Source organism: Nitrobacter sp. Nb-311A, from assembly GCF_000152905.1.
Classification (GTDB): Bacteria; Pseudomonadota; Alphaproteobacteria; order Rhizobiales; family Xanthobacteraceae; genus Nitrobacter.
In genome coordinates, this window is sequence record NZ_CH672417.1 from 151,250 (window position 1) to 177,921 (window position 26,672).

25 protein-coding genes are annotated in these 26,672 nt (G+C 62.5%); 4 read left to right on the forward strand and 21 right to left on the reverse strand.

Annotation, left to right across the window (positions count from 1 at the left end; all coding sequences use genetic code 11):
• Window positions 1-50: 50 nt before the first annotated feature.
• The 4 genes from NB311A_RS11990 to NB311A_RS12005 all read right to left on the reverse strand — a co-directional run bounded on the left by NB311A_RS11990 (window position 51) and on the right by NB311A_RS12005 (window position 4,713).
• Window positions 51-494, reverse strand: coding sequence for a hypothetical protein (locus NB311A_RS11990; protein WP_009798834.1), 444 nt, complete (start codon window positions 492-494; stop codon window positions 51-53).
• Window positions 491-1,804, reverse strand: coding sequence for a glycolate oxidase subunit GlcF (glcF, locus tag NB311A_RS11995; protein ID WP_009798835.1), 1,314 nt, complete (start codon window positions 1,802-1,804; stop codon window positions 491-493). Before glcF ends, NB311A_RS11990 begins: the two co-directional genes overlap by 4 nt.
• A complete protein-coding gene (locus NB311A_RS12000) occupies window positions 1,801-3,042 on the reverse strand; it encodes an FAD-binding protein (RefSeq protein WP_040675143.1) in 1,242 nt (413 codons plus the stop codon). Before NB311A_RS12000 ends, glcF begins: the two co-directional genes overlap by 4 nt.
• 177 nt (window positions 3,043-3,219) lie before the next feature.
• Entirely contained in the window at window positions 3,220-4,713 is a 1,494-nt protein-coding gene (locus tag NB311A_RS12005) for an FAD-linked oxidase C-terminal domain-containing protein (RefSeq protein WP_009798837.1), read from the reverse strand.
• Window positions 4,714-5,085: 372 nt separating this feature from the next.
• Here NB311A_RS12005 and NB311A_RS12010 point away from each other — a divergent pair, with 372 nt between their 5' ends.
• Entirely contained in the window at window positions 5,086-5,487 is a 402-nt protein-coding gene (locus NB311A_RS12010; RefSeq protein WP_009798838.1) for a cytochrome c family protein, read from the forward strand.
• Window positions 5,488-5,495: 8 nt separating this feature from the next.
• Here NB311A_RS12010 and NB311A_RS12015 read toward each other — a convergent pair whose 3' ends face one another.
• Together NB311A_RS12015 and NB311A_RS20580 are read right to left on the reverse strand one after the other, a co-directional pair.
• A complete protein-coding gene (locus NB311A_RS12015) occupies window positions 5,496-6,179 on the reverse strand; it encodes a TetR/AcrR family transcriptional regulator (RefSeq protein ID WP_009798839.1) in 684 nt (227 codons plus the stop codon).
• 249 nt (window positions 6,180-6,428) lie between these two features.
• Window positions 6,429-6,584 (reverse strand): DUF3096 domain-containing protein, encoded by a 156-nt coding sequence (locus NB311A_RS20580; RefSeq protein WP_009798840.1) that lies wholly within the window; start codon window positions 6,582-6,584, stop codon window positions 6,429-6,431.
• Window positions 6,585-6,814: 230 nt separating this feature from the next.
• On the opposite strand from NB311A_RS20580, the gene NB311A_RS12020 reads away from it, so the two are divergent.
• Window positions 6,815-7,192, forward strand: a complete 378-nt coding sequence (locus NB311A_RS12020) for a DUF1236 domain-containing protein (protein WP_009798841.1) — start codon at window positions 6,815-6,817, stop codon at window positions 7,190-7,192.
• A 69-nt stretch (window positions 7,193-7,261) separates the two neighbouring features.
• Here the strand turns inward: NB311A_RS12020 and glyS are convergent, their stop codons facing one another.
• The 7 genes from glyS to NB311A_RS12055 all read right to left on the reverse strand — a co-directional run bounded on the left by glyS (window position 7,262) and on the right by NB311A_RS12055 (window position 14,044).
• A complete protein-coding gene (glyS, locus tag NB311A_RS12025) occupies window positions 7,262-9,916 on the reverse strand; it encodes a glycine--tRNA ligase subunit beta (protein ID WP_009798842.1) in 2,655 nt (884 codons plus the stop codon).
• 3 nt (window positions 9,917-9,919) lie between these two features.
• Window positions 9,920-10,348, reverse strand: a complete 429-nt coding sequence (locus NB311A_RS12030; RefSeq protein ID WP_040675147.1) for an endonuclease domain-containing protein — start codon at window positions 10,346-10,348, stop codon at window positions 9,920-9,922.
• A gap of 127 nt (window positions 10,349-10,475) precedes the next feature.
• A complete protein-coding gene (locus NB311A_RS12035; RefSeq protein WP_040674996.1) occupies window positions 10,476-11,423 on the reverse strand; it encodes a glycine--tRNA ligase subunit alpha in 948 nt (315 codons plus the stop codon).
• A gap of 242 nt (window positions 11,424-11,665) precedes the next feature.
• Entirely contained in the window at window positions 11,666-11,857 is a 192-nt protein-coding gene (locus NB311A_RS12040; RefSeq protein ID WP_040674999.1) for a hypothetical protein, read from the reverse strand.
• Between the two features lie 117 nt (window positions 11,858-11,974).
• Window positions 11,975-12,856 (reverse strand): S49 family peptidase, encoded by an 882-nt coding sequence (locus NB311A_RS12045; RefSeq protein WP_040675151.1) that lies wholly within the window; start codon window positions 12,854-12,856, stop codon window positions 11,975-11,977.
• Between the two features lie 182 nt (window positions 12,857-13,038).
• Window positions 13,039-13,824, reverse strand: coding sequence for a tRNA1(Val) (adenine(37)-N6)-methyltransferase (locus NB311A_RS12050; RefSeq protein WP_009798847.1), 786 nt, complete (start codon window positions 13,822-13,824; stop codon window positions 13,039-13,041).
• Complete coding sequence (locus tag NB311A_RS12055; RefSeq protein WP_009798848.1) at window positions 13,805-14,044, reverse strand: DUF2007 domain-containing protein; 240 nt, start codon at window positions 14,042-14,044, stop codon at window positions 13,805-13,807. The genes NB311A_RS12050 and NB311A_RS12055 overlap by 20 nt, the downstream gene beginning before the upstream one ends.
• A 150-nt stretch (window positions 14,045-14,194) precedes the next feature.
• Between NB311A_RS12055 and NB311A_RS12060 the strand changes: the two genes are divergently transcribed.
• Window positions 14,195-15,205 carry a polyprenyl synthetase family protein gene (locus tag NB311A_RS12060; RefSeq protein WP_009798849.1) on the forward strand — a complete coding sequence of 337 codons (1,011 nt, stop codon included), beginning with the start codon at window positions 14,195-14,197 and terminating at the stop codon, window positions 15,203-15,205.
• 165 nt (window positions 15,206-15,370) lie between these two features.
• Here the strand turns inward: NB311A_RS12060 and NB311A_RS12065 are convergent, their stop codons facing one another.
• From NB311A_RS12065 to NB311A_RS12075, 3 genes are all read right to left on the reverse strand, one after another.
• Entirely contained in the window at window positions 15,371-16,288 is a 918-nt protein-coding gene (locus tag NB311A_RS12065; protein ID WP_009798850.1) for a 4-(cytidine 5'-diphospho)-2-C-methyl-D-erythritol kinase, read from the reverse strand.
• A 120-nt stretch (window positions 16,289-16,408) separates the two neighbouring features.
• Complete coding sequence (locus NB311A_RS12070; RefSeq protein ID WP_009798851.1) at window positions 16,409-18,190, reverse strand: tetratricopeptide repeat protein; 1,782 nt, start codon at window positions 18,188-18,190, stop codon at window positions 16,409-16,411.
• A gap of 176 nt (window positions 18,191-18,366) precedes the next feature.
• A complete protein-coding gene (locus NB311A_RS12075; RefSeq protein WP_009798852.1) occupies window positions 18,367-20,028 on the reverse strand; it encodes an electron transfer flavoprotein-ubiquinone oxidoreductase in 1,662 nt (553 codons plus the stop codon).
• 170 nt (window positions 20,029-20,198) lie between these two features.
• Between NB311A_RS12075 and NB311A_RS12080 the strand changes: the two genes are divergently transcribed.
• The gene (locus tag NB311A_RS12080; RefSeq protein WP_009798853.1) at window positions 20,199-21,044 is read left to right on the forward strand and encodes a uracil-DNA glycosylase family protein; all 846 of its coding nucleotides are present in this window, start codon (window positions 20,199-20,201) and stop codon (window positions 21,042-21,044) included.
• A gap of 46 nt (window positions 21,045-21,090) precedes the next feature.
• Here the strand turns inward: NB311A_RS12080 and NB311A_RS12085 are convergent, their stop codons facing one another.
• The 5 genes from NB311A_RS12085 to NB311A_RS12105 form a co-directional block, all read right to left on the reverse strand.
• On the reverse strand, window positions 21,091-22,596 hold the full coding sequence (locus tag NB311A_RS12085; protein ID WP_009798854.1) for a glycosyltransferase family 39 protein: 1,506 nt from the start codon (window positions 22,594-22,596) through the stop codon (window positions 21,091-21,093).
• 202 nt (window positions 22,597-22,798) lie between these two features.
• A complete protein-coding gene (locus NB311A_RS12090; protein ID WP_050752108.1) occupies window positions 22,799-23,518 on the reverse strand; it encodes a ribonuclease HII in 720 nt (239 codons plus the stop codon).
• A 115-nt stretch (window positions 23,519-23,633) separates the two neighbouring features.
• Entirely contained in the window at window positions 23,634-24,794 is a 1,161-nt protein-coding gene (locus NB311A_RS12095) for a PA0069 family radical SAM protein (protein ID WP_009798856.1), read from the reverse strand.
• 57 nt (window positions 24,795-24,851) lie between these two features.
• Window positions 24,852-25,415, reverse strand: coding sequence for a molybdenum cofactor biosynthesis protein B (gene moaB / locus NB311A_RS12100; protein ID WP_009798857.1), 564 nt, complete (start codon window positions 25,413-25,415; stop codon window positions 24,852-24,854).
• Window positions 25,416-25,437: 22 nt separating this feature from the next.
• Window positions 25,438-26,361, reverse strand: a complete 924-nt coding sequence (locus NB311A_RS12105; RefSeq protein WP_009798858.1) for a neutral zinc metallopeptidase — start codon at window positions 26,359-26,361, stop codon at window positions 25,438-25,440.
• Window positions 26,362-26,672 lie beyond the last annotated feature (311 nt).

Here is a 26,672-nt window from a genome sequence, read left to right on the forward strand (position 1 = left end):
TCCGCTTCTCTTGGAATCAGACGCGGAAGGGCTCTAAACCTCATCTCGTTCTAATTGCCGTCCTCTCCCGAGCCTGATCCGCTCTGATCACCTTGGGATGGAGCCGCAGGCTCCGGCATCGCCCAACTCGTGTCAGGCATGGGGGTGGCCATGGGCTTTGGCGCGGCGCGCTTGGCAACCGCCTTCTTCGTCGAGGCCCTGCGCTTGGTCGCCGGTTTCCTTGCGGACTTTCCGGTGGACTTCTTGGCTGATTTTTTAGCTGATTTTTTGGCTGACTTCTTGGCCGATTTTTTAGCGGCTTTACCCGGAGACTTCTTCGCCGATTTTTTCTTGACCGCCTTCTTTTTGGAAGCCTTCTTCACCGACTTCTTGCCGGACTTCTTCGTGGACTTCCTGTTTGCCGCTACAGCCTTCTTCTTGCTTTTCTTGGCCTTAACACCCTTCGCTTTGCTGGATTTCTTAGCCATGGTGGTTCTCCTGTTGCCGCCGATCAATTCAGCTCTGGCCGGGGGCCGCCCGTCGCCCAATCGAGAAGTTCAATCGTGTGAACAACAGGGACCGACGTTCCGCCGGCAATCTGAATCATGCACCCGATGTTTCCGGCGGCAATCATGTCCGGCTTGACGCTTGCGATGTTGGCGACCTTCCGGTCGCGCAGTCGGTCCGCAATGTCAGGCTGGAGAATGTTGTAGGTCCCCGCCGAACCGCAACACAAATGACTCTCGGGTATATCTTTCACCACGAATCCATTCTTGAAAAGCAAATCTTTCGGAAGCTGCATGATTTTCTGGCCGTGCTGAAGCGAACAGGCGGAGTGATAGGCGATGACGAGTTCGCTGCGGCTCGGCGGCGCCGGCAGATCGAGGCTGGCGATATACTCCGTGATATCCTTGGCCAGACTTGAGACCTTCGCGGCCGGCCCGGCGAAGTCCCGGTCCTCCCGTAGCAGGTAGCCGTAATCCTTGATGACGGTGCCGCAGCCGGAGGTCGTGACCAGGATGGCATCGAGACCGCCCCGCTCCGCTTCGCGGGTCCAGGCTCTGATATTGGCCCGCGCGTGCGCCAGAGCATCCCGGTCGTCGCCCATATGATGGGTCAGCGCGCCACAACACCGCTCGTCCGCCACCAGCACCACCTCGACGCCGTGACGGGTCAGCAGCCGGATCGCGGCCTCGTTGATGCGCGGCGCCAGCACCTGCTGGGCGCAGCCTTGCAGCAGCGCGACGCGGCCGCGCCTCATGCCCGTCGCCGGAAACACGCTTCCCGCAGCCGCTCCCGGGGAAGGCAGCGAGGCCGGCGCGAGCGCCAGCATCGCCCTGATCCTGCGCAGCAAGGTCGGCGTTGCACCCTCCTTCGAGCCCGGCAACAGCGCAGCGAACGGCCGGGCGAAACGCGCCAGGGTCAGGCTGGCCCGAAAGACTTTCGGCCGCGGCAGCACGAAAGCGAGAACGGCTCGAAGCAGCCGTTCGGAAAGCGGGCGCGCATACTCCTTCTCGATCCTGACGCGCGCCTGATCCACCAGGTGCATGTAATTGACCCCGGAGGGACAGGTCGTCATGCAGGCAAGGCAAGACAGGCAGCGATCGATGTGCTTGACGACCTCGGCCGTCGGCGGCTCGTTGTTTTCGAGCATCCGCTTGATCAGGTAGATTCGGCCCCGCGGGCTGTCGAGTTCGTCGCCGAGCAGCACGTATGTCGGGCACGTCGCCGTGCAGAATCCGCAATGGACGCACTTGCGCAGGATCTTGTCGGCCTCGGCAATATCGGGATCGCGGAGTTGAGCGGGTGTGAATTCGGTTCTCATGAGATCGGCGTCCGCGCCAGCCTGCCGCGATTGAGAATGCTTTGAGGATCGAAGCTCTGCCGTACCCGCTCGGACAATGCGGCGACGCCCTTCGCCAGCGGATGAAATACATCGACCGCGCGCCGCGTTTCCTCGTCAGCCCGCAACAGGGTCGCGTGACCGCCGAGCGGAGCGAGCCGCCGACGCAGCAATGCGGCATGGGCATCGACCGACGACGGCAGCGCCGCCCAGAGCAATCCGCCAACCCAGTCGTAGATCACCTCGCCGCCGGTCTCACGCGCCAGCGCCTGTCCAAAGACGCCTCCCGATGCCGGGGGGCAGACGATCCGCCACACCGGCCAGGCGCCTAGCGGACCGTCGGCGGCGAAGGGCGCAACGTCCCGAACAGCGCGCCACAGCGCCGCCGATTCGGCGTCTTCAACAAGCTCGCCCGCCCCGAAAGACGCAAGGTTCGCTGCAAGTGCCGCTCCGCGATGAACGACGGAGGCAGCGATGCCTTCCAGCCGCAACAACGTCGCAGCCTGTCCCGTTGATGCGAGACCGGCCAGCGCGCCCGGCGCCGCTTTGAGCGCCGAATGAGGCAGGTGCGCCGCCCCCGACACATCATAGGACGAACCCATCGCGGCCGTCATCGCCCGGTTGGCGGTGACATCATCAAGCCCGCGCAACACCAGCGTGCGCTCGGCTTCCGCCTTCGGCATCACCTTGAGCGTCACCTCGGTCATGATCGCGAGCGTACCCCACGATCCGGCCAGCAGCTTGCAGAGATCATAGCCGGTGACGTTCTTCACCACCCTGCCGCCGGCCTTGAAACCGTCGCCAAAGCCGGAGACCGCGTGCGCGCCGAGCAGATGGTCCCGCACGCCGCCAGCCCTGATACGGCGCGGGCCGGCCAATCCGGCGCCAATCATGCCGCCGATGGTGCCGCGGCCCGACCCGACGCCGAGCAACACGGCGGTATCCATTGGCTCGAAAGCAAACTCCTGATTCCTGGAATCGAGCAGCGATAGCACCTCATCCAACGGAGCACCCGCCTGCACCGTGATGATAAGCTCATTCGGCTCATAGCAGGTCACCACGTTCAGCGCCGACACATCGAGCACCGCGTTGGTCGTCATCGCATGGCCGATCGACCGTTTCGATCCGTGCCCGATGATCTCAAGCGGCTGTTCACCCGCGATGGCGGCGCGCACCGCAAGTTCGATATCGGCAGCATCGCGTATGCGCAGGACAGTCACAACCACCCGCAAGCTGATGTGTTTCCTCTCCCCTTTTGGGGAAGAGACAAGGAAGGTGAGCAACGAAACCTGAAGCCGGGGTTATCCCCCTCTCCACCTCTCTCCCTCAACGGAGGAGCGAGCAGTTCGTGCCGGAATGCAATGTCGTTTTTTCTCATCTACCTTCAACCATTGCACTCAAAATCTCGGCAACTCCGGAAACGCCAGCTTGCCGCCGTGCACATGAACGCGGCCGAGTTCGGCGCAGCGGTGCAGCGTCGGAAACACCTTGCCCGGATTAAGAAGACCCCGGGCGTCGAACGCGCACTTCACCCGCTGCTGCTGGTTGAGATCGGCCTCGCTGAACATGTGCGGCATCAGGTCTCGCTTCTCGATGCCGACGCCGTGCTCGCCGGTCAGGACGCCGCCCAGTTCGACACAGCAGCGCAGAATGTCTGCACCGAATTCCTCCGCCTTGTCCATCTCGCCGGGCTTGTTGGCGTCGTACAGGATAAGCGGATGAAGATTGCCGTCTCCCGCATGGAAGACGTTGGCGACACCGAGTCCGTATTTCTCGCCGAGATCGCGAATGCGGACCAGCGCACGCGGCAGCGCGCCACGCGGAATGGTGCCGTCCATGCAGAGATAGTCGGGCGAGATGCGGCCGACCGCGGGAAACGCCGCCTTGCGGCCGGCCCAGAACAGGTCACGCTCCGCTTCCGAACCGGAAATCCGGCAGGAGGTCGATCCGCAACCGAGCGCGATGGCCTCGACGCGCTGGATCAGTTCGTTGACTTCGATGCTCGAACCGTCAAGTTCGATGATCAGCAGCGCCTCGACGTCGAGCGGATAGCCGGCCTTGACGAAGGCTTCGGCGGCGTGGATCGCCGGCCTGTCCATCATCTCCATGCCGGCGGGAATAATACCGGCGCCGATGATGCGCGCCACGCATTCCCCCGCCGCTTCGACCTGCGAGAATCCGACCATCAGCGCCCGCGCGGTTTCCGGCTTCCGCAGAATGCGGACGGTGACTTCGGTGACGACGCCGAGCAGACCTTCGGAGCCGGTGATGATACCCATCAGGTCATAGCCCGCCTGCTCGGGCGCTTTGCCGCCGATACGCAGGACTTCTCCCGACATCAGCACGAGCTGGCAGCCGAGCACGTTATTGGTGGTCATGCCGTACTTCAGGCAGTGAACGCCGCCGGAATTCTCCGCGATATTGCCGCCGATCGAGCAGGCGATCTGCGACGAGGGATCCGGCGCGTAGTAGAACCCGGCATGAGCCACCGCCTGGCTGATGGCGAGGTTGGTGACGCCGGGCTCGGTGATAACGACGCGGTTGTCGAAATCGATCTCCCGGATGCGCTTGAACTTGCCGAGGCCGAGAAGCACCGCGTCGGCGAGCGGCAAGGCTCCGCCCGACAGCGAGGTGCCGGAGCCGCGCGGCACCACCTTGATGCCGTTATCAAAGCAATATTTCAGAACGCGCGACACCTGCTCCGTGGTTTCCGGCAAAACCACCACCATCGGCGGTTGCCGATAAGCAGTCAACGCGTCCGATTCGTAGGGCAACATTTCCGCCGCGCTGGAGATGACGCCCTCGCCCGGCACGATCCCACGCAAATCCGCGACGATGGCGTCTCGGCGATCAAGAACCAGCCGATCCGAGGCGGGCATCATGACGGTCATCGGCAGGCGCTCCGCTATCGCGACCAGACGGGGCCGACAGCCACAAGACTTTCCGGATCAACCATATTTCGACGGTCTTGTGTAGGCTCGCTCGGAAATCCGGATCGCGGCAAATACAAATAACGGTACCATTGTAGCGCTTTCTTCTCGAGCGCTTTCTTCTCGCTGTGGCAATCCAGGCGCTTTTGGAACCAAATCACACTCGAATCGTTCTAAGATCGGTGTTATCCTACGATTCTGCGGCTCGTATCATGGGTTATCTCGATAACCTGCGAGCCTCAGGGCCATAAGCACCCCTCCCCCTTCCGGGGAAGGCGGCACCCCCCACCAGCTTCAGCTTGAAGCCCATTCACAAGGACTCAAGAGGTCTCCATGAAAACGTTCGTCATCTCCGCACTGACCGTCCTCGGCGTCACGCTCGCAAGCGTGGGCCCTTCGTCCGCGGGGGACGTAGAAGCCGGAAAGTCATCCTTCAACAAGTGCAAGGCATGTCATGAAATCGGCGAAGGCGCCAAGAACAAGGTCGGACCGGAGCTGAACGGTCTGGACGGACGTCATGCCGGCTCGCTCGAAGGTTATGCCTATTCGGACGCCATGAAGAAGTCCGGCATTACCTGGAACCAGGCGGAGTTCGAGGAATACATCAAGAACCCGAAGGCTAAGGTCCCGGGCGTCAAAATGGTGTTCGCCGGCATCAAGAAGCAAAGCGAACTCGACAATCTATGGGCCTACGTGTCGCAGTTCGACAAGGACGGCAAGATCAAGGCGAAGTAACGCAGGCTTCAGTCCGCATTCTCCCCTGTCGGCATTTTCGCCGGCAGGGCTGCCTGCACGACAAGGCCGCGGGCGCGCGCATCCGTCACGCCGACCGCGCGCAACGCCAGCAAGGTCGCGGTCTGCACCACCTCACGCAGCCTCGCCTGATCCTCTAAGTTGTCCGGCGCGAGCGGACCGACCAGGGCTTCATGGAGAGCGCCAAGTAGCGCCGTCGCGGCAAGCGACGTATCCTGCTGCGGCAGATGCCCTGCGTTCACGGCAGCTATAATGCGCGCTTCAATCTCTCCGGCGACTTCGCGGCGGCTTGCCAGCCGGGTCGCGGCCACATCCACATCGATCGGTTCGGCCAGAACTCCCCACGCCAGCTTCCTGTGGGAGACCATATGCACGGCGACGGTGGCGATAGCGGCCGCAAGCGCCGAGGACGGACCCGGCGCGGCATCGGCGGCAACGCGTATTGCCGTCAGCTCATCCCGCGACACCTCCGCGATCAGTTCAGAAATCAGATCGGCCTTCGACGGGAAATAACGATAGACCGTACCGGCGGCCACATCGGCGCGAAGCGCGACCGGCGCGATCTGCACCGCCGCCATGCCCCCAAGGCCGGCTATATCCCGCGCGGCCGCTAGAATGGCGCGGCGGCGCGCCGCGAGGCGCTTCATGACCTGCTGGGTCCGCCGATACACCATGCGGGATCCATGTCCCTCGCGCCTCTCGGACAGAGCACGACGCGAGTCAGAACGCTACGCCTTCAAACCGCTGCGAAAAGTTTGCGAAATGGCGCCTGAAAAACTGAACACCCATTCAAAAGGGAAGGCAAGCGCCTTTGCGCACTATGCCTTCCTTCGATCTTGCAGCTAACCCGGGAGCCCCTCCCGTCGCTGATATTGCGACGATTGCGCCGGTCCACCCGCGCGACGCGACGGGGATATTCGAAGCTAGAAATGCAGCATCTTGAACACGCCAAGGCCGGAAAGGCCGACGAAGATGAGATAGACCGCGACGAGCAGATTGAGAAAACGCGGCATCAGCAGGATCAGGACTCCCGCGATCAACGCCACGATGGGCTGGATATGCGCTGCCGTAATGACCATTGGGAACCTCCACTGAATAGTTTTGCGAATCGCAGAAACTCTATCCGCCGGGGGAGTTCCTTGACAGCATCAGTGTGGGATTGCGGCGAGCGTCACCTCCTTTGGGGCTTCCGCCCGCCACAAACCGCCCCGGAAATGCCCGCTTGCGCGCGGAACCACGGCAGGCCCGACCGAATTGGCATGACATTCAACGGACGGTTCGTAAACGCATCCGATCCAAGGAGGCACCCATGCGGAATGCCGCTCTGGCTTTTGCCACACTGATAATTGCGCTCGGCGCAGGGGTCATCGCTCATGCGCAAGGCAACACGATCGGCGCCGCGCCGTCGACCGACGTGGTCGTCACCCAGCCGGTCGAAGTGAGCGCCGACGGGGGAATTACGTCCGAGCAACGCCCGGCGTTTCGCGAATACGTCGTGAGCGAGCGCGTTCCCTCTTTCACCGTCTCGCAAAACATCGTCGTCGGCGCGGTGCTGGCCGATGAAAGCGTGACCCTTTACGACGTGCCGCAGCGTTTCGGCGCGACGCCTTATCGCTACACCGTCGTGAACGGCGAAACCGTCCTGATCGAGCCGCGCTCACGCCGCATCATGCAGGTGATCGATTGATCAAGTGATCGACTGATGTGCTGGGAGCGGCCTGAAGGGCCGCGCCGGCGAAGAAGCGGACGCCGCGCGTCAATCCTGTATCCTTGAAAAATCCGCGACGGTGCGCGTGGCGGCGCGAATCTCGTTGAGCAGCCTGAGGCGATTTTCGCGGATCTTCGCGTCATCATCGTTGACCTTCACCTTGTCGAAGAAGGCGTCGACGGCGGGACGCAGCTTCGCCATCGCGGACATCGCGGCGGCGAAATCCTCGTTCGCGACGGCGACGCTCGCCTCACGCTTCGCTTCATCGATGGCGGCGGCAAGCGCCTTCTCTTCGTCCAGACTATAAAGCGAGGCATCCGGCGCGCCGTCGAAGCTGCGCTTGTCCTTCTTCTCCTCGATGGCGAGGATGTTCGAGGCACGCTTGGTCCCGGCGAGCAGGTTCTTGCCGTCGTCGGTGTCGAGAAATTTTCCGAGCGCCTCGACGCGGCGGACGATCATCAGAAGATCGTCCTGCATTGCTCCCTCGCCTTGAAGCTGGCGCTGCGGCTCTTTCCCAGCCTCCCCTTGAGCTGAGCGCGACGGCTCTTGCTCACCCTCCCTTTGAGGGGGAGGGTCGCCACGAAGTGGCGGGGTGGGGTGATCTTTCTGAGAGAAGCCACCCCCTCCCGCGGCGCTGCGCGCCGCGACCTCCCCCCTCAAGGGGGAGGTGGAAGACAGCGCAAACACCGCATCGACAAGATCATGCCGCGCGCCCTGCTCACGCAGTTGCACTTTCAGGCGATCAGCGAAGAAGGCGAGGAGATCAGCGGAGATTGAAAAAACTTGTGCTGCCTGCGCGTCATAGGTCCCGGGCACATAATAGATTTCACCCTCCGGTCCCTCCTGTTCGATTAAGGAGCTTACTGTAATACCCAGTGTCAAATCGCGAAGCCACTCCTGATTAACGCTGGCATCAGGTCCAATGTTCAGACTTTCCATCAGATTTCCAGACGTCACTGAAAATCCGCCGATCAGAAATTCTCTTTGAACGAAACTGACGTTTGCGACTCCGCCAAATTGACTTATCGATCGACTGATTTTTTGCGTGCGAACTAACACGGTCGCCATGTCAATTATAGAAGTTAAGTTGGAGCGAATCTCATTCTCCAACACCAGCCTGATCACCCCCAACGCCGCTCTCCGCAGCGCATAAGGATCCTTGCTTCCCGTCGGCTTTTCATCAATCGCCCAGAAGCCTACCAGCGTGTCGATCTTGTCGGCCAGCGCGACCGCGATCGACACCGGATCGCTCGGCACGCGATCGGTCGGACCCTGCGGCTTATAATGTTCCTCGCAGGCTGCTGCGACGGACGCATCCTCGCCCTGCGCGAGCGCGTAGTATTTCCCCATCAGGCCCTGCAACTCGGGAAATTCGCCGACCACCTCAGTCAGCAAATCCGCCTTGCACAGTCGCGCCGCGCGCTTCGCTTTCTCGACATCCGCACCGACCAGCGGCGCGATCTCGGCAGCCAGGCGTTCGATGCGCGCGATGCGTTCGGCCTGCGTGCCGAGCTTTTCATGAAACACGATCTGCTCGAATTTCGGCAGCCGGTCTTCGAGCTTGGTCTTGAGGTCTGTCTCGTAGAAGAACTTTGCGTCGCTCAGCCGCGCGCGGATCACGCGCTCGTTGCCGGCGACGATCGCGTTGCCGCCGTCGCTCGCCTCGATGTTGGCGACGAGGATGAACTTATTGGCGAGCTTTTCACCTCCTCCTTGAGGGGGGAGGTCGATCTGAGCCGAAGGCGAAGATCGGGAGGGGGTGATGGACACCTCACCCCGCTCGCTCCGCGAGCGACCCTCCCCCTCGAGGAGAGGGTGAGACCGCCGCACCACAAAGCACTTCTGGTTGTTGCGGATGGTGGCGCGGATCACTTCGCCCGGTATCGATAAAAACTCCTCGTCGAACGAGCCCATCAGCACCACCGGCCATTCGACGAGCCCCGCAACCTCGTCGAGCAGCACCTGATCCTCGATCAGTTCGAATCCTTGGGCGAACGCCAATTCTTTCGCGTCGGCCAGGATGATGTCCTTGCGGCGGGCGGAATCGAGCACCACCTTCGCCGCCTGCAATTTCGCTTCGTAATCCTCGAAGCGGCGCACGCTGAATTCGTCCGGCGCCATGAACCTGTGACCGCGCGTTACCTGTCCCGCCGTGATGCCGGCGACCTCGAACGGCACCACGTCCGGCTCCTCGGTCTCCATGCCGAAGGTCGCTATTATGGAATGCAGCGGTCGCACCCAGGTCAGCGCGCCCGGCTTCGCCGAGCGCTCGCCCCAGCGCATCTGCTTCGGCCACGGAAAAGTGCGCACGATCACCGGCAGGAATTCCGCCAGCACCTCGATCGCGGGCCGTCCCGGTTTCTCGATCAGCGCGACGTAGAAGTCGCCCTTCTTCGGATCACGCTGGATTTTGGCTTCCTCCAGCGATTTCAGCCCGGCGGCTTTCAGAAAGCCCTGCACCGCGGCGTCGGGCGCGCCGAGCTTCGGCCCCTTGCGCTCGTCCTTGAGATCAGGCTGGCGCGCGGGAATACCGTGCACGGTGAGCGCGAGACGGCGCGGCGTGACGAAGGCTTTCGCACCCTCATAGACAAGGCCCTCGGCGACGAGCTTGTCGGTGACCATCCTGCGCAGATCGTCCGCCGCCTTCGCCTGCATGCGCGCGGGGATTTCCTCGGAGAACAGTTCGAGCAGAAGATCGGGCATTCGCTACTCCGAGCGCAGAGATCCACCCTCCCCTTGAGGGGGAGGGTCGTCTGCCGAAGGCAGGCGGGATGGGGTGACATCAAGCGCCCGATGAATCGCTTCCATTACAGATCCCGGCGTGCTGATGACATCGTTATTCCAGAACCTCAGCACGCGATATCCTTCTGCGTTCAGCCAGCGTGTTCTGGTATCGTCGCGACGTTTGCCGCCATCCGTTCCATGCTGCGATCCGTCAACCTCGACAATCAGCCGCGCAGCCAGACAGGCGAAGTCTGCAATGTAAGGGCCAATCACAGTCTGCCGTCTGAAATGGCTTCCTTTCACATCAAGCTGGCGAAGATGACGCCAGAGAATCGCTTCGGCATATGTACTGTCGAACCGCAAGCGCCTTGCAGACTGGCGTTTGAAATCACTAACGGTCCTTTTGATCACGGAGTTCACCCCACCCCGGCTCGCTCAAGCGCGCAAGTGCGCTGCCGAACTCGCCGACCCTCCCCCTCAAGGGGAGGGTGAAAAACCCACACTCCACTTTCGCTCATTCCGACCTCCACGCAATTGCTCACCCCGCGCTACCCGCGTCAGTATGCAGCCACGCCTCGCCGCAGGCTTTCGCCAGCTCGCGCACGCGCAGGATGTAGCTTTGCCGCTCGGTCACGGAGATTACGCCGCGCGCGTCGAGCAGGTTGAAGACGTGGCTGGCCTTAATGCACTGATCGTAGGCTGGCAGCGCCATCAGATGCGCGTCGTGTTTGCCGGGCTGCTTCGGATCGTCCTGCCAGCCGGCGTCGAGATATGTCTTGCAGGCATTCTCGGCCATCCTGAACTGCTCGAACAGCATCGCGGTGTCGGAGTGCTCAAAATTGTGCCGCGAATATTCCTGCTCGGCCTGAAGGAATACATCGCCGTAAGTGACTTTCTCCGCGCCCTCGCGGCCATTGAAATTGAGATCGTAGACGCGGTCGACGCCCTGCACGTACATCGCGAGGCGCTCCAGCCCGTAAGTCAGTTCGCCGGCAACCGGCGCGCATTCGACGCCGGCCACCTGTTGGAAATAGGTGAACTGGCTGACTTCCATGCCGTCGCACCAGCACTCCCACCCCAAACCCCACGCTCCCAACGTCGGGCTTTCCCAGTCGTCCTCGACGAAACGGATGTCGTGCAACGCGCTGTCGACGCCGATGGCGGCCAGCGATTTCAGGTAGAGATCCTGGATGTCAGATGGCGACGGCTTGAGGATGACCTGAAACTGATAATAGTGCTGCAGACGGTTGGGGTTCTCGCCGTAGCGGCCGTCCTTGGGACGGCGCGAAGGCTGCACATAGGCCGCGTTCCAGCGCTTCGGACCCAGCGCCCGGAGCGTGGTCGCCGGATGAAAGGTCCCCGCCCCGACCTCCATGTCGTAGGGCTGCAGGATAACGCAGCCGCAATCCGCCCAATAGCGTTGCAGGGTCAGGAGCAAGCCCTGGAACGAGCGTTCCGGGCGCATATGCGGGGGCAAGGCGTCCATTCGTCTTTTGAGGATTGGCGAAATCGGTCGGCGCGACGCGACCGTATCGGCGCGCGTTCCTCAAATCAAGACGATGACGCGACCTGGAGCATTTTCCGAAAACCGGTTTCCACCTTTCGGGATCATGCTTCAGGTTACCGGAAAATACCGGCATTCGAGCCAGCGCGGCGAGGTCACGCGAAACACCTTGGCGGGCACCATCGGAGATGCGTCGACCTCAAGACGCGCCGGCGCGCTCGATCCTAGTCGCGCGGCCGATAGGCGCCGGTGCGGGGATCGCGCCGCAGCGTTGGAATATCCCGTCGCGCGGGCTCGGCGACGCGGGCCATCCGCGCCTCTTCCAGTTCCTGATTGATCCGCCTGGCGGTCTGGTAGAGCCAGCGGACCGCGACCAGTCCTCCCAGGGTAGCTGCAAGTACAATCAGCGGCGGCATCGGTCGATCCTCTTCCTTCGTTACGGATCTCGTTCGGACGCCATTCTTGCTCAATCCGACCGTTCCCGCAATCGCTCGTCTCAAAAACGATTGGCGCGGGATTTGGCAAAATCGAGCCTAGAACCCGAATTTGGCCCAAATCGCGCGGGTCTCGAGCGCGGAGATCAGCTCGTCCGGCATCGCTGCCATGCCATCGAGCGAGGTCAGGGTCCCGGCTCCGGCTTTGCGGCCCAGCAAACCGGACAGCAGACCGGTCGACGGCGCAATGACCGGCGTCGCGACCTTTTCACCGAACCGCGCCCGCAGCGTCGAGCGGAGATCGCCGATCGCGTCGGCGAGACCAAGCGCGACCGATCGTTCGCCCGCCCAATATTCACCGGTGAACAAAAGGTCGTCCGTTCCTTTCAGACGCTCCCCGCGGCTCGCCTTCACCAGTTCGATGAAGGTCGCATGAATCTCGCGCTGGATCGCCTTCAGCCGCGCCACATCGTCGGGGTTCTCCGGAAGAAAGGGATCGAGCGTCGCCTTGTGCTCGCCTGCCGTATACAGCCTGCGCTCGACGCCGATCTTCCTCATCAGCTCGGTGAAGCCGAAGCTGCCGCCGACCACGCCGATCGAGCCCATGATCGACGAGGGGTCGCAGAAAATCTCGTCGCCCGCACAGGCGATCATGTAACCGCCCGAGGCGGCGACGTCCTCGACGAACACCAGAACCGGAATCTCTTTCTCTCGCGACAGTTGCCGGATGCGCAGATAAATCTGGCGTGACTGCACCGGCGAACCACCCGGCGAGTTGACCACCAGCGCGACCGCTTTGGCGTTGTCCACCGCGAACGCCCGCTCCAGGGTTTTGGCGACGCCGGCAAGCATCATGCCGGGCCTGAGCGGCGTGACCGCGCCAATCACGCCGGACAACCGCACCACCGGCACCACCGCCGTCCCACGCCGCCATCGCTTTGGAACCAGTTTCATCAGCACTGTTTTTATCCGTCCGCTCATGGCGTTTTCCCAAATCTCGGCAATTGCATCACCATCCAATCGCTGATCGCTGTTTAAGATGAAGCAATTATCTATCTATCGGATACACTTACCGGTAGCCTTCTTGCGACAATTCGCTTCAGGCTAGCGCCGCTGAAATGGACGGGGTGGGAGGACGCCGCGCCTTTTAGTTCATGCCGGCTTCATTGGAACCCGCCTGTGGAGGAAAGAGCAGAGGCAAGCGCTTGACCGCCCGCGAGGGCGTCCTGGGCCTCTTTGGCGGGCCGGCCCGCCTCGTCGATGAGCATCAAACCGGGACAAAGTCTGAGCGGCGCCCGGCTCCCTTTGACGGCGCGAACCAGGACACGGATCGCCGGCTTGCGCGGGTCCGGATGCACGGGCCGGATCGCGATGCCCCCGAAGCCGCGGCCAAGCGCGCCAAGCACCTCCGCCAGACCATCGCTGCGCCAGATGAGGCTGAGCACGCCTCCAGATTTCAGCATACGCCGCGCAGCGTGAGTCCAGATATCCAGGCTCGACGGTTCCCCAACATGCGCCGCGCGACGGCCCTGGTCCGGCGACGGCCTGTGCCGAAGGACATCGTTGAAAGGAGGATTCATCAGCACCACGTCGGCGGTGTCGGGGCCAAGACCAAGACGTGCAAAAGCCTCCGCCTCCGCCGTGACATCAAGGATGCAAACCCGCGCCGCGAGGCTGTTGAGAACCGCGTTGCGGCGCGCCAGAACGGCCAGGATCTCGTCACGCTCGACCAGCACCAGATCGACATTATCGATCCGCGTCGCCACCGCGAGCCCGGCGGCGCCTACGCCTGCTCCGAAATCGACGATGCGATCGCCGGGCCTGCCCGGCGTCGCGGCGGCGAGCAGCATGGCGTCATGGCCGGCGCGATGGCCCGACAACGGCTGATACAACCGCAGCCGTCCACCGAGGAACGCATCCTCTCCAACTTCAGATCGGCCGTCGGTCATCGGGGCGCAATTCGTGAGCGAGCCCGGCCTCGATGAGAAGCTGTCGCGCCGCGCGATTGTCGTCGTCATTCACCAGAATGCGGCGGGGCAGTACCCCGAGCGACCCCTCGATCACGCTCATGTTCTGATCCAGCACCAAGTAAAAAATCCCGGCGCCGTCCAGCAGCGCGCCGATCGCCGACACCAACACCAGATCGTTGGTTCGAACCAATTCCCGCAACGCCGCGTTCTCCGGTGCCTCAGCTTCGCTCCCCTGTGGCCCATGTCAACAGCTCCATGTCAACCACTACCTGCGCTTGCCGGGTCGACCGTCACTTTCTATGGTGCAAGGGTGCAATGAGACGAATTTTGCAAACCGGAGATCCTTAGCTTGGCGGTCATCGTCCCCTTCGAAAGTCACTCGACAGGCTCCATTGACCAACTCGTCGAACTCGTCGCCGCCGACATGGAGCGGGTCAACGCCACCATCCTGTCGCGGACCGGGTCGGACGTCACGATGATCCCCGAAGTCGCCAATCACCTGATCTCGTCCGGCGGCAAGCGGCTGCGCCCGATGCTGACACTGGCGATGGCCAATCTCGCCGGCTATTCAGGTGAAGGCCACGTCAAGCTCGCGGCTTCGGTGGAATTCATGCACACCGCAACGCTGCTGCATGACGACGTGGTCGACGAAAGCGAATTGCGCCGCGGCAAGCTGTCGGCCCGCATGGTGTGGGGCAACGAGGCCAGCGTTCTCGTCGGCGACTTCCTGCTCGGACAGGCGTTCCGAATGATGGTCGAGGTCGGCTCGCTGCGCGCGCTCGACATCCTGTCTTCAGCGGCGGCCACCATCGCCGAGGGCGAAGTCATGCAGCTTGCGGCGGCGAAGAACACGGCCACGACAGAGGACGAATATCTCGCGGTCATCCGAGGCAAGACGGCCGAGCTGTTCGCCGCGGCCTGCGAGGTCGGTCCGGTGCTCGGCGGCCGTCCGAAGGCCGAGGAAACAGCCGCTGCCAGCTTCGGCATGAATCTCGGCATCGCCTTCCAGCTTGTCGATGACGTGCTCGATTACGGGGGCAAGTCGGCGAAGCTCGGTAAAAACGTCGGCGACGACTTCCGCGAAGGCAAGATCACCTTGCCGGTGGTGCTGGCGTTCCGGCGCGGCAACGATGTCGAGCGCGAATTCTGGGTGCGGGCGCTCGAGGAAGGCAGGATCGGCGACAGCGACCTCAATCACGCTATCGGGTTGATGACCAAGCATCGCGCGCTGGAGGATACGCTCAACCGCGCGCAGCACTACGGCGCGATGGCTGTCGATGCGCTGGCGCTGTTTCCGCCATCGCCGATGAAAAGCGCCCTGGAACAGGTCGTGGCGTTCTGTCTGATGCGGTCGCACTGACGAGCCACAGCAATGCGTGCCCGCCCGCGTCGCGGAATGACAACCGTCAAACGCCGTCACGAGCCTTATAGCGTTTTCGAGCGAAGTGGATACCGGTTCGCGTGAAGAAAACGCGTCAGATCAATATCTGAGAGCCCCGCTTCTGACTTCATCAGAAGCGGGATTCTAACCCAGCGTCCCCACATGAACCCACCATTGCGGGCGGTCGAGACGAATCGTTTGCGCGGCGTGATGCGCCCTCGCCTCGTCGCCGTAGATCGCAAAGCACGTCGCGCCCGAGCCGGACATCCGTGTCAGCCGCGCACCGGTTGCCCGCAACCTTGCGAGCACCTCGCCGATCACCGGCTGGATGCGGATCGCCGGTGCTTCGAGATCATTAGTGCCATCCGACAGCATGATGAGCCAGTCGTCCATCGGAGCGCCGGCCTTGGGCCACACGATCGCCTCGATCACATCGTTGACGCCGACATTCAGTTCGCCCTTGCGAAGGCCGAGCGCGGCGAAGACCTCATTTGTGGCGACGGGAACGCGGGGGTTGACCAGCACGGCGGGCATCGCCGGCAGATCCAGCGGCAGCAAGGACTCGCCAACGCCCATCATGACACAACTTTCCGAACGGACGCAAACCGGCACGTCGGCGCCGGTCAGGCGCGCCGCCTCGATCAATCGTGGATCGTCGATCACAATGCCGTTGAGCCGCGCCAGAAGCCGCAACGCCGCGGCCGCATCGGCCGATCCGCCGCCGATGCCGGCTGCGACCGGCAAGTGCTTGTCCAGCGCGAAGGCGCCTGCCTTCAGATTTGCGACCCGCTCGCCAAGCAGCCGCGCGGCCTTGAGAATGAGATTATCGGCTGTCTGGCCGCACTCCTGCGCCCTCGGACCGGCGGCAACCAGCGATAGATCCGCGCCCTGTGTCAGAGTGAGGCGATCGACGCAGTCGGCAAACGCCACCACGCTTTCAAGATCGTGAAAACCGTCGGCGCGCCGGCCCACGACCCGCAGGGTCAGATTGACCTTGGCGCGCGCCGTCTCGCTCAGCGCCGGTTCGGCCGTTTCCAAATTCGTGGCGCCGTTAACGATCATGACGGATGTCAAATCCAAAAACGGCGCACGAATCAAATGATTTTTTGCGATTGCGTTAGGCGCGTGGTTCCGAGGCGAAGCTTGCGCAAGCGACGCCGCAACGGCGGGGCGCCGGCAGCCTCAGCCACCCTTGCCGTCGATCTTCTTTTTGTCCGCCGAGGCGGCTGACGGGGTCTGGTCCGCCGGCAGTCCGTTTTTAATTTTCGCCTCGATCTTCGGCAGTTCGTCCGCCTCAGGCTTCAGGTCACGCGCGTGCGCCCACTGGAACTTCGCTTCCAGCGTCCGGCCGACGCGCCAGTAAGCGTCGCCAAGATGATCGTTCACCGTCGGATCTTCGGGCTTGAGGTTAATGGCGCGCTCCAGCGTCTTGACTGCCTCCTCGTAATCGCCGATGCGGTAATAGGCCCAGCCTAGACTGTCGACGATATAGCCGTCGTCCGGCCGCTGATCGACGGCGCGCTTGATCATCTTCATGGCTTCATCGAGATTGAGGCTGCGGTCGATCCAGGAGTAGCCGAGATAGTTCAGAACATGCGGCTGCTCGGGTTGAATCTCGAGCGCCTTCTTCATGTCGGCTTCCGCCTTGTCCCAGTTCTTTGACCGTTCTTCGCAAATACCCCGGAAATAGTAGTAAACCCAATTCGGCTTGCTCTTGGTGGCGGCGATGACGTCGATGCCTTTGCCGTAGGTCTTTGCGCAATCGGCGAACTTCTTGTGGCCCCGCTCGGCGTTGCCGAGCGCCATGATAGCTTCCAGGTCGCTCGGATCCTGCGCCGTGACCCCCTTGAGAATTTTGATCGCCTCGTCGCTGCGATCAACGGCATCGAGGTTGGTGGCAAGTTTAATCTGGGCATTGCGCTTCAGCGGAGAATCGGCCGGTACACGCTGATAGACGCCGATCGCCATCTCCGGCTTCTTCACCGATTCATAGAGATCGGCGAGCGATAACAGCGCCATCGAATGACCGGGCGAGAGATAAAGTGCGAGCTGCAGATAGACCAGGGCCAAGTCCTCACCGCCGCGCCGTGTCAGGGACGCGCCAATGCCATAAAGAGCTTCGGCGGCTCCGGTTTGCGGCGAACTGACGAGCTGCGGCAGCTTCTTGCCGGCCTTGATCTCCTTGATGCCTTCCTGAATCAGCGGATGCCGCGCCAGCTTTTTGTCGAACGACTCATACACAGCCAGCGCCGCCGCACTGTCCTTGTTGCGCGACAGCCACCGCGCATAGGCATCAGCCACGCGGAGCGCCGAATCGTCGAGTTTGTAAGCGCGCTCGAGACGAACGCCGGCTTCTTTGTTCCGCCCCGCAAGATCGAGCAACATCCCCGAATGCAGGTCCTTGAAGATCGGGTACCATTCGGGGCCGGTCAGCGCGTCGATACTAGCGACGGCCTGCTTGGTGTTGTTCGCGCCATAATCGGCCCAGCCCGCCAGCAACGTCGCCACCAGATCGGTGATCGGTCCTCGGATGGACTGTTTGATGTTCCTCCGGGCGGCCGCGTATTTTTTCAACTTGAGATCATGAACACCGACGACCAGCCGCGCGACACGATTGGATTTGTCGATCGCCAGAATGCGGTCGGCCAGCTTCACAGCAATGGCGATATCGCCTTCGGCCAGCGACGAAATGAACGCGCGATCCAGAAGCTCGTTGTTTTTCGGATCGGTGCGCAACGCCGAACGATAGAACGTCGCCGCAGACTTGGCGTCGCGCTCGACGCTGGCATGGCGCGCAGCGAGATAGCTGCCCGACGTCGTCATGGTGCGCAGATCCTTGGCACTTGGAAATTTCGCGGTCTCGGTCGGATGATCCGGCGTCTGAGCCGCCAGCGGACCGGACGGGGCCAACAATGCCGCAGCGGCGACAGCCATCGCCAGGCGATTGAAACGAATGGACAACATCGGGATTCGCGTAGCTCCAGAGTTCATGGCACGACCATCAGGGTCTCTCGGCACGCAATCCGGCCGGCACCATTGCATGATCTGCTTCTAACATTCGCGCCGCGTTTCAGCCAGCCGCTTACATCACCGATATGGCGTTGTCAGGGCCATGCTCATCACCGCAGGCGTCGGCGGATTCACATCGCCTCATAGTTGGGTCCGCCGCCACCCTCGGGCGGAACCCAGGTGATGTTGCCATTTGGGTCTTTCGCATCGCAAGTCTTGCAATGGACGCAGTTCTGCGCGTTGATCTGATAGCGCACGGTCGAACCGTCCTCGACCCATTCATAGACACCGGCAGGACAATAACGGCTCGACGGACCGGCATATACATCGTGTTCCGAGGTCTTGTGCAGGACCATATCGGCGACTTTGAGATGAACCGGCTGGTCCTCTTCATGATTGGTGTTGGAGAGAAACACCGACGAAAGCTTGTCGAAAGTGAGTTTACCGTCGGGCTTCGGATAGACGATCCGCACATGGGCTCGAGCCGGGTCGAGCGTCTGACAGTCCGGCTTTGCATGCGGCCAGGTCCCCCATAGCGAGAAACCGAACAACGTGTTGGTCCACATATCGAGGCCGCCCAACGCCACGCCGGCGATGGTGCCGAACTTCGACCATAGCGGCTTGACGTTGCGGACCTTGAACAGGTCCTTGCCGATCACGGAACCCCGCCAGGCACTCTCGTACTCGGCGACTTCATCGTTGGCGCGTCCGGCGCCGAGCGCCGCAGCGACGTGCTCCGCGGCCAGCATTCCGCTGCCCATGGCGTTATGAACACCCTTGATACGCGGAACATTGACGAATCCCGCCGCACAGCCGATCAGCGCGCCGCCCGGAAAAGTGAGACGCGGCACCGACTGGTAGCCGCCCTCGGTGATGGCGCGCGCGCCGTAGGCCAACCGTTTGCCGCCCTCGAACACGCTCCGGATCGAGGGATGGGTTTTGAACCGCTGGAACTCCTCGAACGGCGACAGATATGGATCGTCATAGTTCAGGTGCACGACGAAGCCGACCGCGACGCGATCATCGTCATAATGATAGAGAAACGAGCCGCCGCCGGTGGAATTGTTCAGCGGCCAGCCGAACGAATGCTGGATCAGCCCGTTGCGGTGCCGGGCGGGGTCGACCTGCCAGACTTCCTTGAGACCGATGCCGAATTTTGGCGGTTCACTGGTTTTGTCGAGAGCGAATCTCGCAATCAACTGCTTCGACAGACTGCCTCTGGCCCCTTCCGCGAACAGCGTATACTTGCCGAGCAGTTCCATGCCGCGTGTGTAGGAACTCTTCAGCGAGCCGTCACGCGCAACGCCCATATCGCCAGTCGCGACGCCACGCACCGCGCCAGCGTCGTCATAGAGCAGCTCCGTCGCCGCGAAGCCGGGATAGATTTCGACGCCAAGCGCTTCCGCCTTCCGCGCAAGCCAGCGGCAGACGCTGCCGAGAGAGCCGATATAGCAGTGATGATTATTCATCAGCGGCGGCATCAGAAAACCCGGCAGCCGGATCGCGCCACCCCGCGTCATCCAGTAGAAGCGGTCGTCCTTGACCTGTGTCTTGAGAGGGCAATCGGCATCGTTGCGCCAGTCCGGCACCAGCCTGTCGAGCCCGGCAGGATCGATCACCGCGCCCGACAGAATATGGGCGCCGACCTCCGAGCCCTTTTCAACGACGACGATGCTGAGATCGGGATCGAGCTGCTTGAGCCGGATCGCCGCCGACAGGCCGGATGGTCCAGCGCCGACGATGACGACATCGAAATTCATGGATTCGCGCGGCGGCAATTCGTCGCTGCTCATGATCTGCTTCCACGCCTGGCGGCCTTTGCGGTCGTAATGCTTCCACGGCTAGTTGTTTCCGATTTTTTGCTCGAGAACAACCAGGGAAAGCACCCGTGCGGCGCTCCACGCAGGCCCTTCGCACGTCACCATTAGCAGGTTAGTGTCCGGCAAAACCGGCGGACGCCAACATGACATCAGATCAAGCGACGACTGTTCGGGAACTGCTGGCCTTCTATCTCGAAGCAGGCGTCGACTGCGCGCTGGGGGATGAGCCGATCGACCGCCTCTCGACGCCCGATCTGGCCAGATCCGACCGGCCGGTCGCCACAGCGGCCGGAATCGTTCCCGTCGCGGCAGTACGGCAGCCGCCTCGCCAGACCGCCACCGCAGCGCCTCGCGCCGGGGTCGCTCCACCACCGGACATCGCGATCGAATCCGCGCGCGAGGCCGCCCGCACCGCCCCCTCGCTCGAGGCTCTGCGCACCCTGCTCGAGAGCTTCGACGGCTGCGCGCTGAAGTTCACCGCATCGCGGCTGGTGTTTGCCGACGGCAATCCGCAGGCGCGTTTGATGTTCGTGGGCGAGGCGCCGGGACGCGACGAGGACATCGCGGGCCTGCCCTTCGTCGGCCGCTCAGGCCAGCTTCTCAACCGGATGATCGCCGCGATCGGCCTCAAGCGCAGCGACGTCTACATTGCCAACGTCATTCCATGGCGGCCGCCCGGCAACCGGACGCCGACGCCGCAGGAAACGCAGATCTGCCTGCCGTTCATCCGCCGACAGATCGAACTGGTAAACCCCGACGTTCTGGTCACCCTCGGCAATCCCTCGACGCAAACGCTGCTGCAGACTCGCGAAGGAATCAAGAGGATCCGCGGCAAATGGTTCGACTATGACGTTGGGACGCGAACCATACGTGCAATGGCGACGTTCCATCCGGCATACCTCCTGCGCTCGCCGTTCGACAAGAGAATGGCGTGGCTCGACCTGCGCGCGATCGCCAGGGCACTGGAAGATGGATCCACTGGAAGATAGATCGCTGGAAGTAAGGCGCTGAAGCAGCCGACACCCCCTGAAGCTGTTACAGCGCTTGCGGCCGGACGATGGCCCAACCGATCCGCAACGGAGGCAGCCGGCCGTTGACGAGATATTCAAACGTGCGCGGAATCTCAGGAACAATTCCCGGAAACCGCCTGGCGATGGCTTCTGGCGGCGTGCCCGCGGTGTCGGACGCCCGCCACACCAGGACCCCGCCGCCTTCGTTGAATTTCGCCGGCGTTATCCAGGGCGTGCGCTCGGGATTCGCGTCGAGCAGGAGATGAGGCCGTGAGGGACCGAGCGCGACGAGAGCCGCAAGCAGCGGATCGCCCGCGACAGCCTTTAGCGGGCGGTTGGTGCGACGCTCAAAACTTTCGCCGAAAAAAGTACCGATGGCGGATGCCGGGATAGAGGTCGTAACTTCGGTGTTTGCGAACCACGGCTGACCCACGACCGTCGCAATCACGGCCAGCGCCGGGGCCACGACGGCGGCGAGCCAGGCCACGCGAAGCACGCGCAAGCGGCGTAGATAAATGAGATCGCCGGAGAGCAGGACGACCGCAAGACCCGACATCGACAGCACAATCGGCCCGCCTCCAACGGAGTGATCGATCCCGAACAGCGCCGCGACCAGACTTCCGCCGAGCGCCGGCGCGAGGGCAAAGACGTAAACGAATGTCTGCGCCAACGGATCAACCGGCGGCCGCACAATCACCGGCGCGTCCTCGGACGTCCGATTGACGAAACTGGAATTGAGGACAACCAGCAGCAAAAGGCCCGCTGCCGCGAACACGAGCGAGAGAAGCAGTTCGCCCCAGCGCAACAGACGTAAATGCAGTTCGAAAATATCGGGCCAAGGCGGCGCACCGAGCGCGTCCGCGCGCACCAGCCAGATAAGATAAGGCAGTGCGAGCACCGCGATCACCAACAGCGCAAACAGAGAATCGACCGAACCGAGCGCGTTTCGGCCTCTCTCCGTGGCGACAGCAAACCCGGTCAGGGCGAGCAACAACCCGGCGGCCGCCGGCGTGGTCAGCAGCAGCAGGCCGGCTTCGATCGAAAGCGCGAACCACGCATTGCGGCCCTGCCCAATGATCCGCCAGGCATGCAGCAGCAGCAGCGCCCACAGCGGCAGAGCGAGCACCGGCGGACCGAAACTCAGGCCGTGCGCTCCGAACGCGGTGATCGTGACGGTCAGCAAAACCGCCAGAACAGCCTGCTGGCTGCCGACGATGCTCCGGGCCAGTTCGAACAAAACCCGGAATGCCAGGATGACACAGAGTTGCGACAACAGGTAGACGCCGAACATGTGGTTGCCGGCGGCGCGATAAGCGATATCCGCGAGCCAGAACGCCAGCGGTGGTCCAAGATCCGTTCCGACCTGATACTCCCGGCCGAACGCCAGCGCGGTCGCCAGATCATCTGGCGGTCCCCGGTACAGCAGCGACGACACCAGCAGCCACATCGCCGCCTGAAACAGCACCACGATCCAGAATACCAAAAGCGGTCTGGCGCGGATCAGTTCGACAACCAGCGATGTGAAGCGCATGAAGGACCTGATGGCGGCGGGTCTTGCGGAGTTCTTAGAGCATGATCCCGAAAAGTGAAAACCGGCTTTCGGATAAGATCATGCTCGATCAAAAGGTAAGGCCAGAGTCTGATTCACAGTTGAACCGGACTCTGAAGCGCGCAGGCGTGAGATGGATGCGAGTGATAAGCCGCATGAACCGGCGAGGCAACCGCCCTGCCGGTCAGATTGCCGCCTCGACCGCTGCTCGAATCGACGCTTCGGCGGAGACACTTTCCTCCACGGGCGATGCGCGGTGACGTTCGCGCGCGGCGACAACAGGTGCAAAGAAGCTGCGATGATGAGGGCTTGGCCCGAGACGGCCAAGCGCCTCGAGGTGCTCGGGGACCGCGTAGCCCTTGTGTGTCTCGAAGCCGTAGCCGGGGCAGTCCAGCGCCAGCCTGCACATCAGCCGGTCGCGTGTGACCTTGGCGACGATCGAAGCGGCGGCAATTGACAGCACGAGCCCGTCGCCGCCGATCACCGGCTCGCATTCGCAAGCAACCTCGATCCTGTCACGGCCGTCCACGAAGACGTGCTCGGCCGCATCCGGCAGCGCATGAACCGCGCGCGCGAGCGCCCACAGCGATGCGCGCAGGATATTGTCGCGGTCGATCCGCGCGATCGGCGCGACGGCTATTGCAAAAGACGCGGTCGCCGTAATCTCCTCGAACAACTCCTCGCGGCGCGCGGCGGTCAGACGCTTGGAATCGTCGATGCCTTCGGGAATACGGTTCGGATCCAGCACGACCGCGGCGGCGACCACCGGCCCAGCCAATGGCCCCCGCCCGGCCTCGTCGCAGCCCGCGACCGGCCAGACGCCGCGCCTCATCAGCCCACGCTCGCGCCGAAAGCTCGGCCGTGTGAGGACCCCCGGCTTATCCCTGGATCGTTTCCGAATCATCGGGCAATGGTGCGGACAGGAGCGGCGCGAGACAATACCGAAATGCATTTATGCCCGCTGTCCTGCACCCAGCGGTTCCGCCGTTCGCGGTCAATCGTCTCGGCGACAGTTCGGCTCAGAACAGACTCAACTGTTGCCCGCTGCTTTTCGGCTTGGCGAAATGGTCGGTCGTCAGCTTTGAACGCTTTTTGTTGAGCCCAAGTTTCTCGCAAGCGATCTCGAAGCGGCGGCCGATCATCCATGCGATCGGTCCCGCGCCCTTCATCCGCGTGCCCCATTGGGAGTCGTAATCGCGGCCGTTGCGCATGTCGCGGATCAGCGCGAATACATGGCGGTAGCGATCCGGATAGCTCGCCATGAGCCATTCGCGGAACAGGTCGCGCACTTCCAGCGGCAGGCGCAGCAGCACATAGTTGGCTTCCCTGACGCCGGCATAGGCAGCCGCATCGAGAATCCGCTCGATCTCGCAGTCGTTCAGCGCCGGAATCACGGGAGCCACCATCACCGTGGTCGGAATGCCTGCTTCCGACAGCTTGCGCAGCGCCTCCAGCCGCCTCGTTGGCGTTGATGCCCGCGGCTCCATCGAGCGCGCGAGCCGGGCATCGAGCGATGTCACGGAAATCGCCACCTTGGCGAGATTGCGCTGCGCCATTCGCGCAAGGATATCGATGTCGCGTGTCACCAGTGCCGATTTTGTGACGATGCCCACCGGATGCGAGGCGCGCTCGAGCACTTCGAGGATGCCGCGCATGATCCTGTTGCCACGCTCGATCGGCTGATAGGGATCGGTGTTGGTTCCGATCGCGATCATCTTCGGCTCGTAGCCCTCCGCGGCCAGTTCCTTCTCCAGCAAGGCCGGTGCGTCCGGCTTCGCGAACAGTTTCGATTCGAAATCAAGCCCCGGAGACAAGCCAAGATAAGCGTGGGTGGGCCTTGCGAAACAATAGACACAGCCATGCTCGCAGCCCCGGTAAGGGTTGATCGAGCGATCGAAGCTGATGTCGGGCGAGTCGTTGCGGGTGATGACTTTCCGCGCGGCGTCGACAGCGACCGTGGTTTTGAACGGCGGCAGATCGTCGAGGCTTCGCCAGCCATCGTCGAACGCCGTTCGCGCCTCCGCCTCAAATCGACCGCTGACGTTGGATTGCGCGCCGCGTCCCCTCCGCCGCTCGTGATCGATTGCGACCTCAAGCTCGGCAAAAGGCGATGCGGCCTTCGATCCGGGGGGCGGCGTGACGGGCGGGTTGGTGCGGGCGAGAGGAGAGACTCTGCTCATAGCGAGACCATAGCAGTCGCATAGAACAAAGCAAGAACATAATTTTCGCGATCAAGCTCAGGCCGACGCTCCCCTCGCCTTCGGCCGGCGAAGATGTTCATCCAGCCGCGGCATGATCTCGACGAAATTGCAGGGACGGGCGCGGTAATCAAGCTGGTGCGCGAGGATGCCGTCCCAGCCGTCCCGGCACGCGCCCGGAGATCCCGGCAGGCAGAAGATGAAGGTGGAACCCGCGGTGCCGGCGGTTGCGCGGCTCTGGATCGTCGAGGTGCCGATCTTGGCGTGGCTCAGCATGTGGAAAGCAATCGAGAAGCCGTCCATACGCTTGTCGAATAGCGGCTCCACGGCCTCCGGGGTGACGTCGCGCCCCGTGAAGCCGGTGCCGCCCGTGGTGATGATGACATCGATGCCGGGATCGGCGACCCATTTTTTCATCAGGGTACGGATCGCCTCGATGTCGTCAGTGACGATCGCGCGCGCGCCGAGCTTGTGACCGGCCACCGTAAGCCGCTCGGCCAGTGTCGCCCCCGACTTGTCCTCTTCGAGCGAACGCGTGTCGGAAACGGTCAGCACCGCGATGTTCAGGGGGACGAAGGGTTTTGTCTCGTCGATGGAGGCCATGGCGGAACAGGCGGCTTCTAACTCACAAATCATCCGTCGCGAAGGTGTTGCAGGCTTGCAGGGTGCCCTGCTGGTAGCCAATCATGAACCAGCGCTTGCGTTGCGCGGCCGAACCATGCGTGAACGAATCCGGCACAACCTGGCCTGTCGCCCGCCGTTGCAGCGTATCGTCGCCGATCGCCGTCGCTGTCGTCAGCGCCGCCTCGATATCACCCGGTTCGAGGAAGCCCGGACGTTTCTTCGCCTCGCGATTGACCCAGACGCCGGAAAGACAATCCGCCTGCAGTTCGACCCTGACCTGCAGTGCATTCGCCTCTGCCTTGCTGCCGGCCTGCTGCTGCAATCGCGTGACTTTCGGGAGAATGCCGAGCAGGTTCTGAATGTGATGCCCGGCCTCGTGCGCAATGATGTAAGCGGCGGTGAACCTGCAAGCGCTGCCCGAGCAGCCGCGGAAGCGCGTTTCCACCTGTTTGAAGAAATTGGTGTCGAGGAAGATCTGCTTGTCCGGCGGGCAATAGAACGGTCCCATCGCGGACTGCGCCATGCCACAGCGACCGCCATTTGTGGCGTTGCGAAACAGCACGATGCGGGGACCGGAATAACGCTGTCCGCTGGCCTGGAAGATTTCGTCCCAGCGATCGTCGATTTCGCCCAGCACGCCGGAGATCATCTTGCCCATCTCGTCGGTGGGCGCACCGGACTTGCCCCGGCCGCCGTCCGTCTGATAGCTCGGCGACTGGCCGCCGCCGGTCAGGATTTCCGCACCGCCGATCAGGAGGCGCGGATCGATGCCGAATGCATAGCCGACAATGCCCAATATGATAATGGTGCCGATGCCCAGACCACCGCGCCCCCTCGGAAAGCCGAATCCACCGCCTCCGCCGAACCCGCCTTCCGCGCGACGGTCGTCGATGTTGTCGCTTTGGCGAAAATCATCATCACGCATGAGGCCCGTCCTCGTATCCGACCGCTCGCTGACCCGGCCGCAAGTGGCGGCGTTCAACTCAAATTTTCCTCTCGTTAATCAATAGCCTGCCCGGCAACAATTGCCTATAGCGATTTCGAGCGAAGCATATCCTCCGGCTCGACCGGGGTGAATGATTTGTTCGCATGAGAAAACGCGTCAAAATCATAATCAAACGCGTCAGAACCATAATCAGGTGTCGCGAATCCGAAGTTCGCAGCAACGGCCCGGCGCCAGTTCTATAATCGGCGTCGCTCAGGTTCAGAAAAACCGACCTGACCTGCAAAATACGC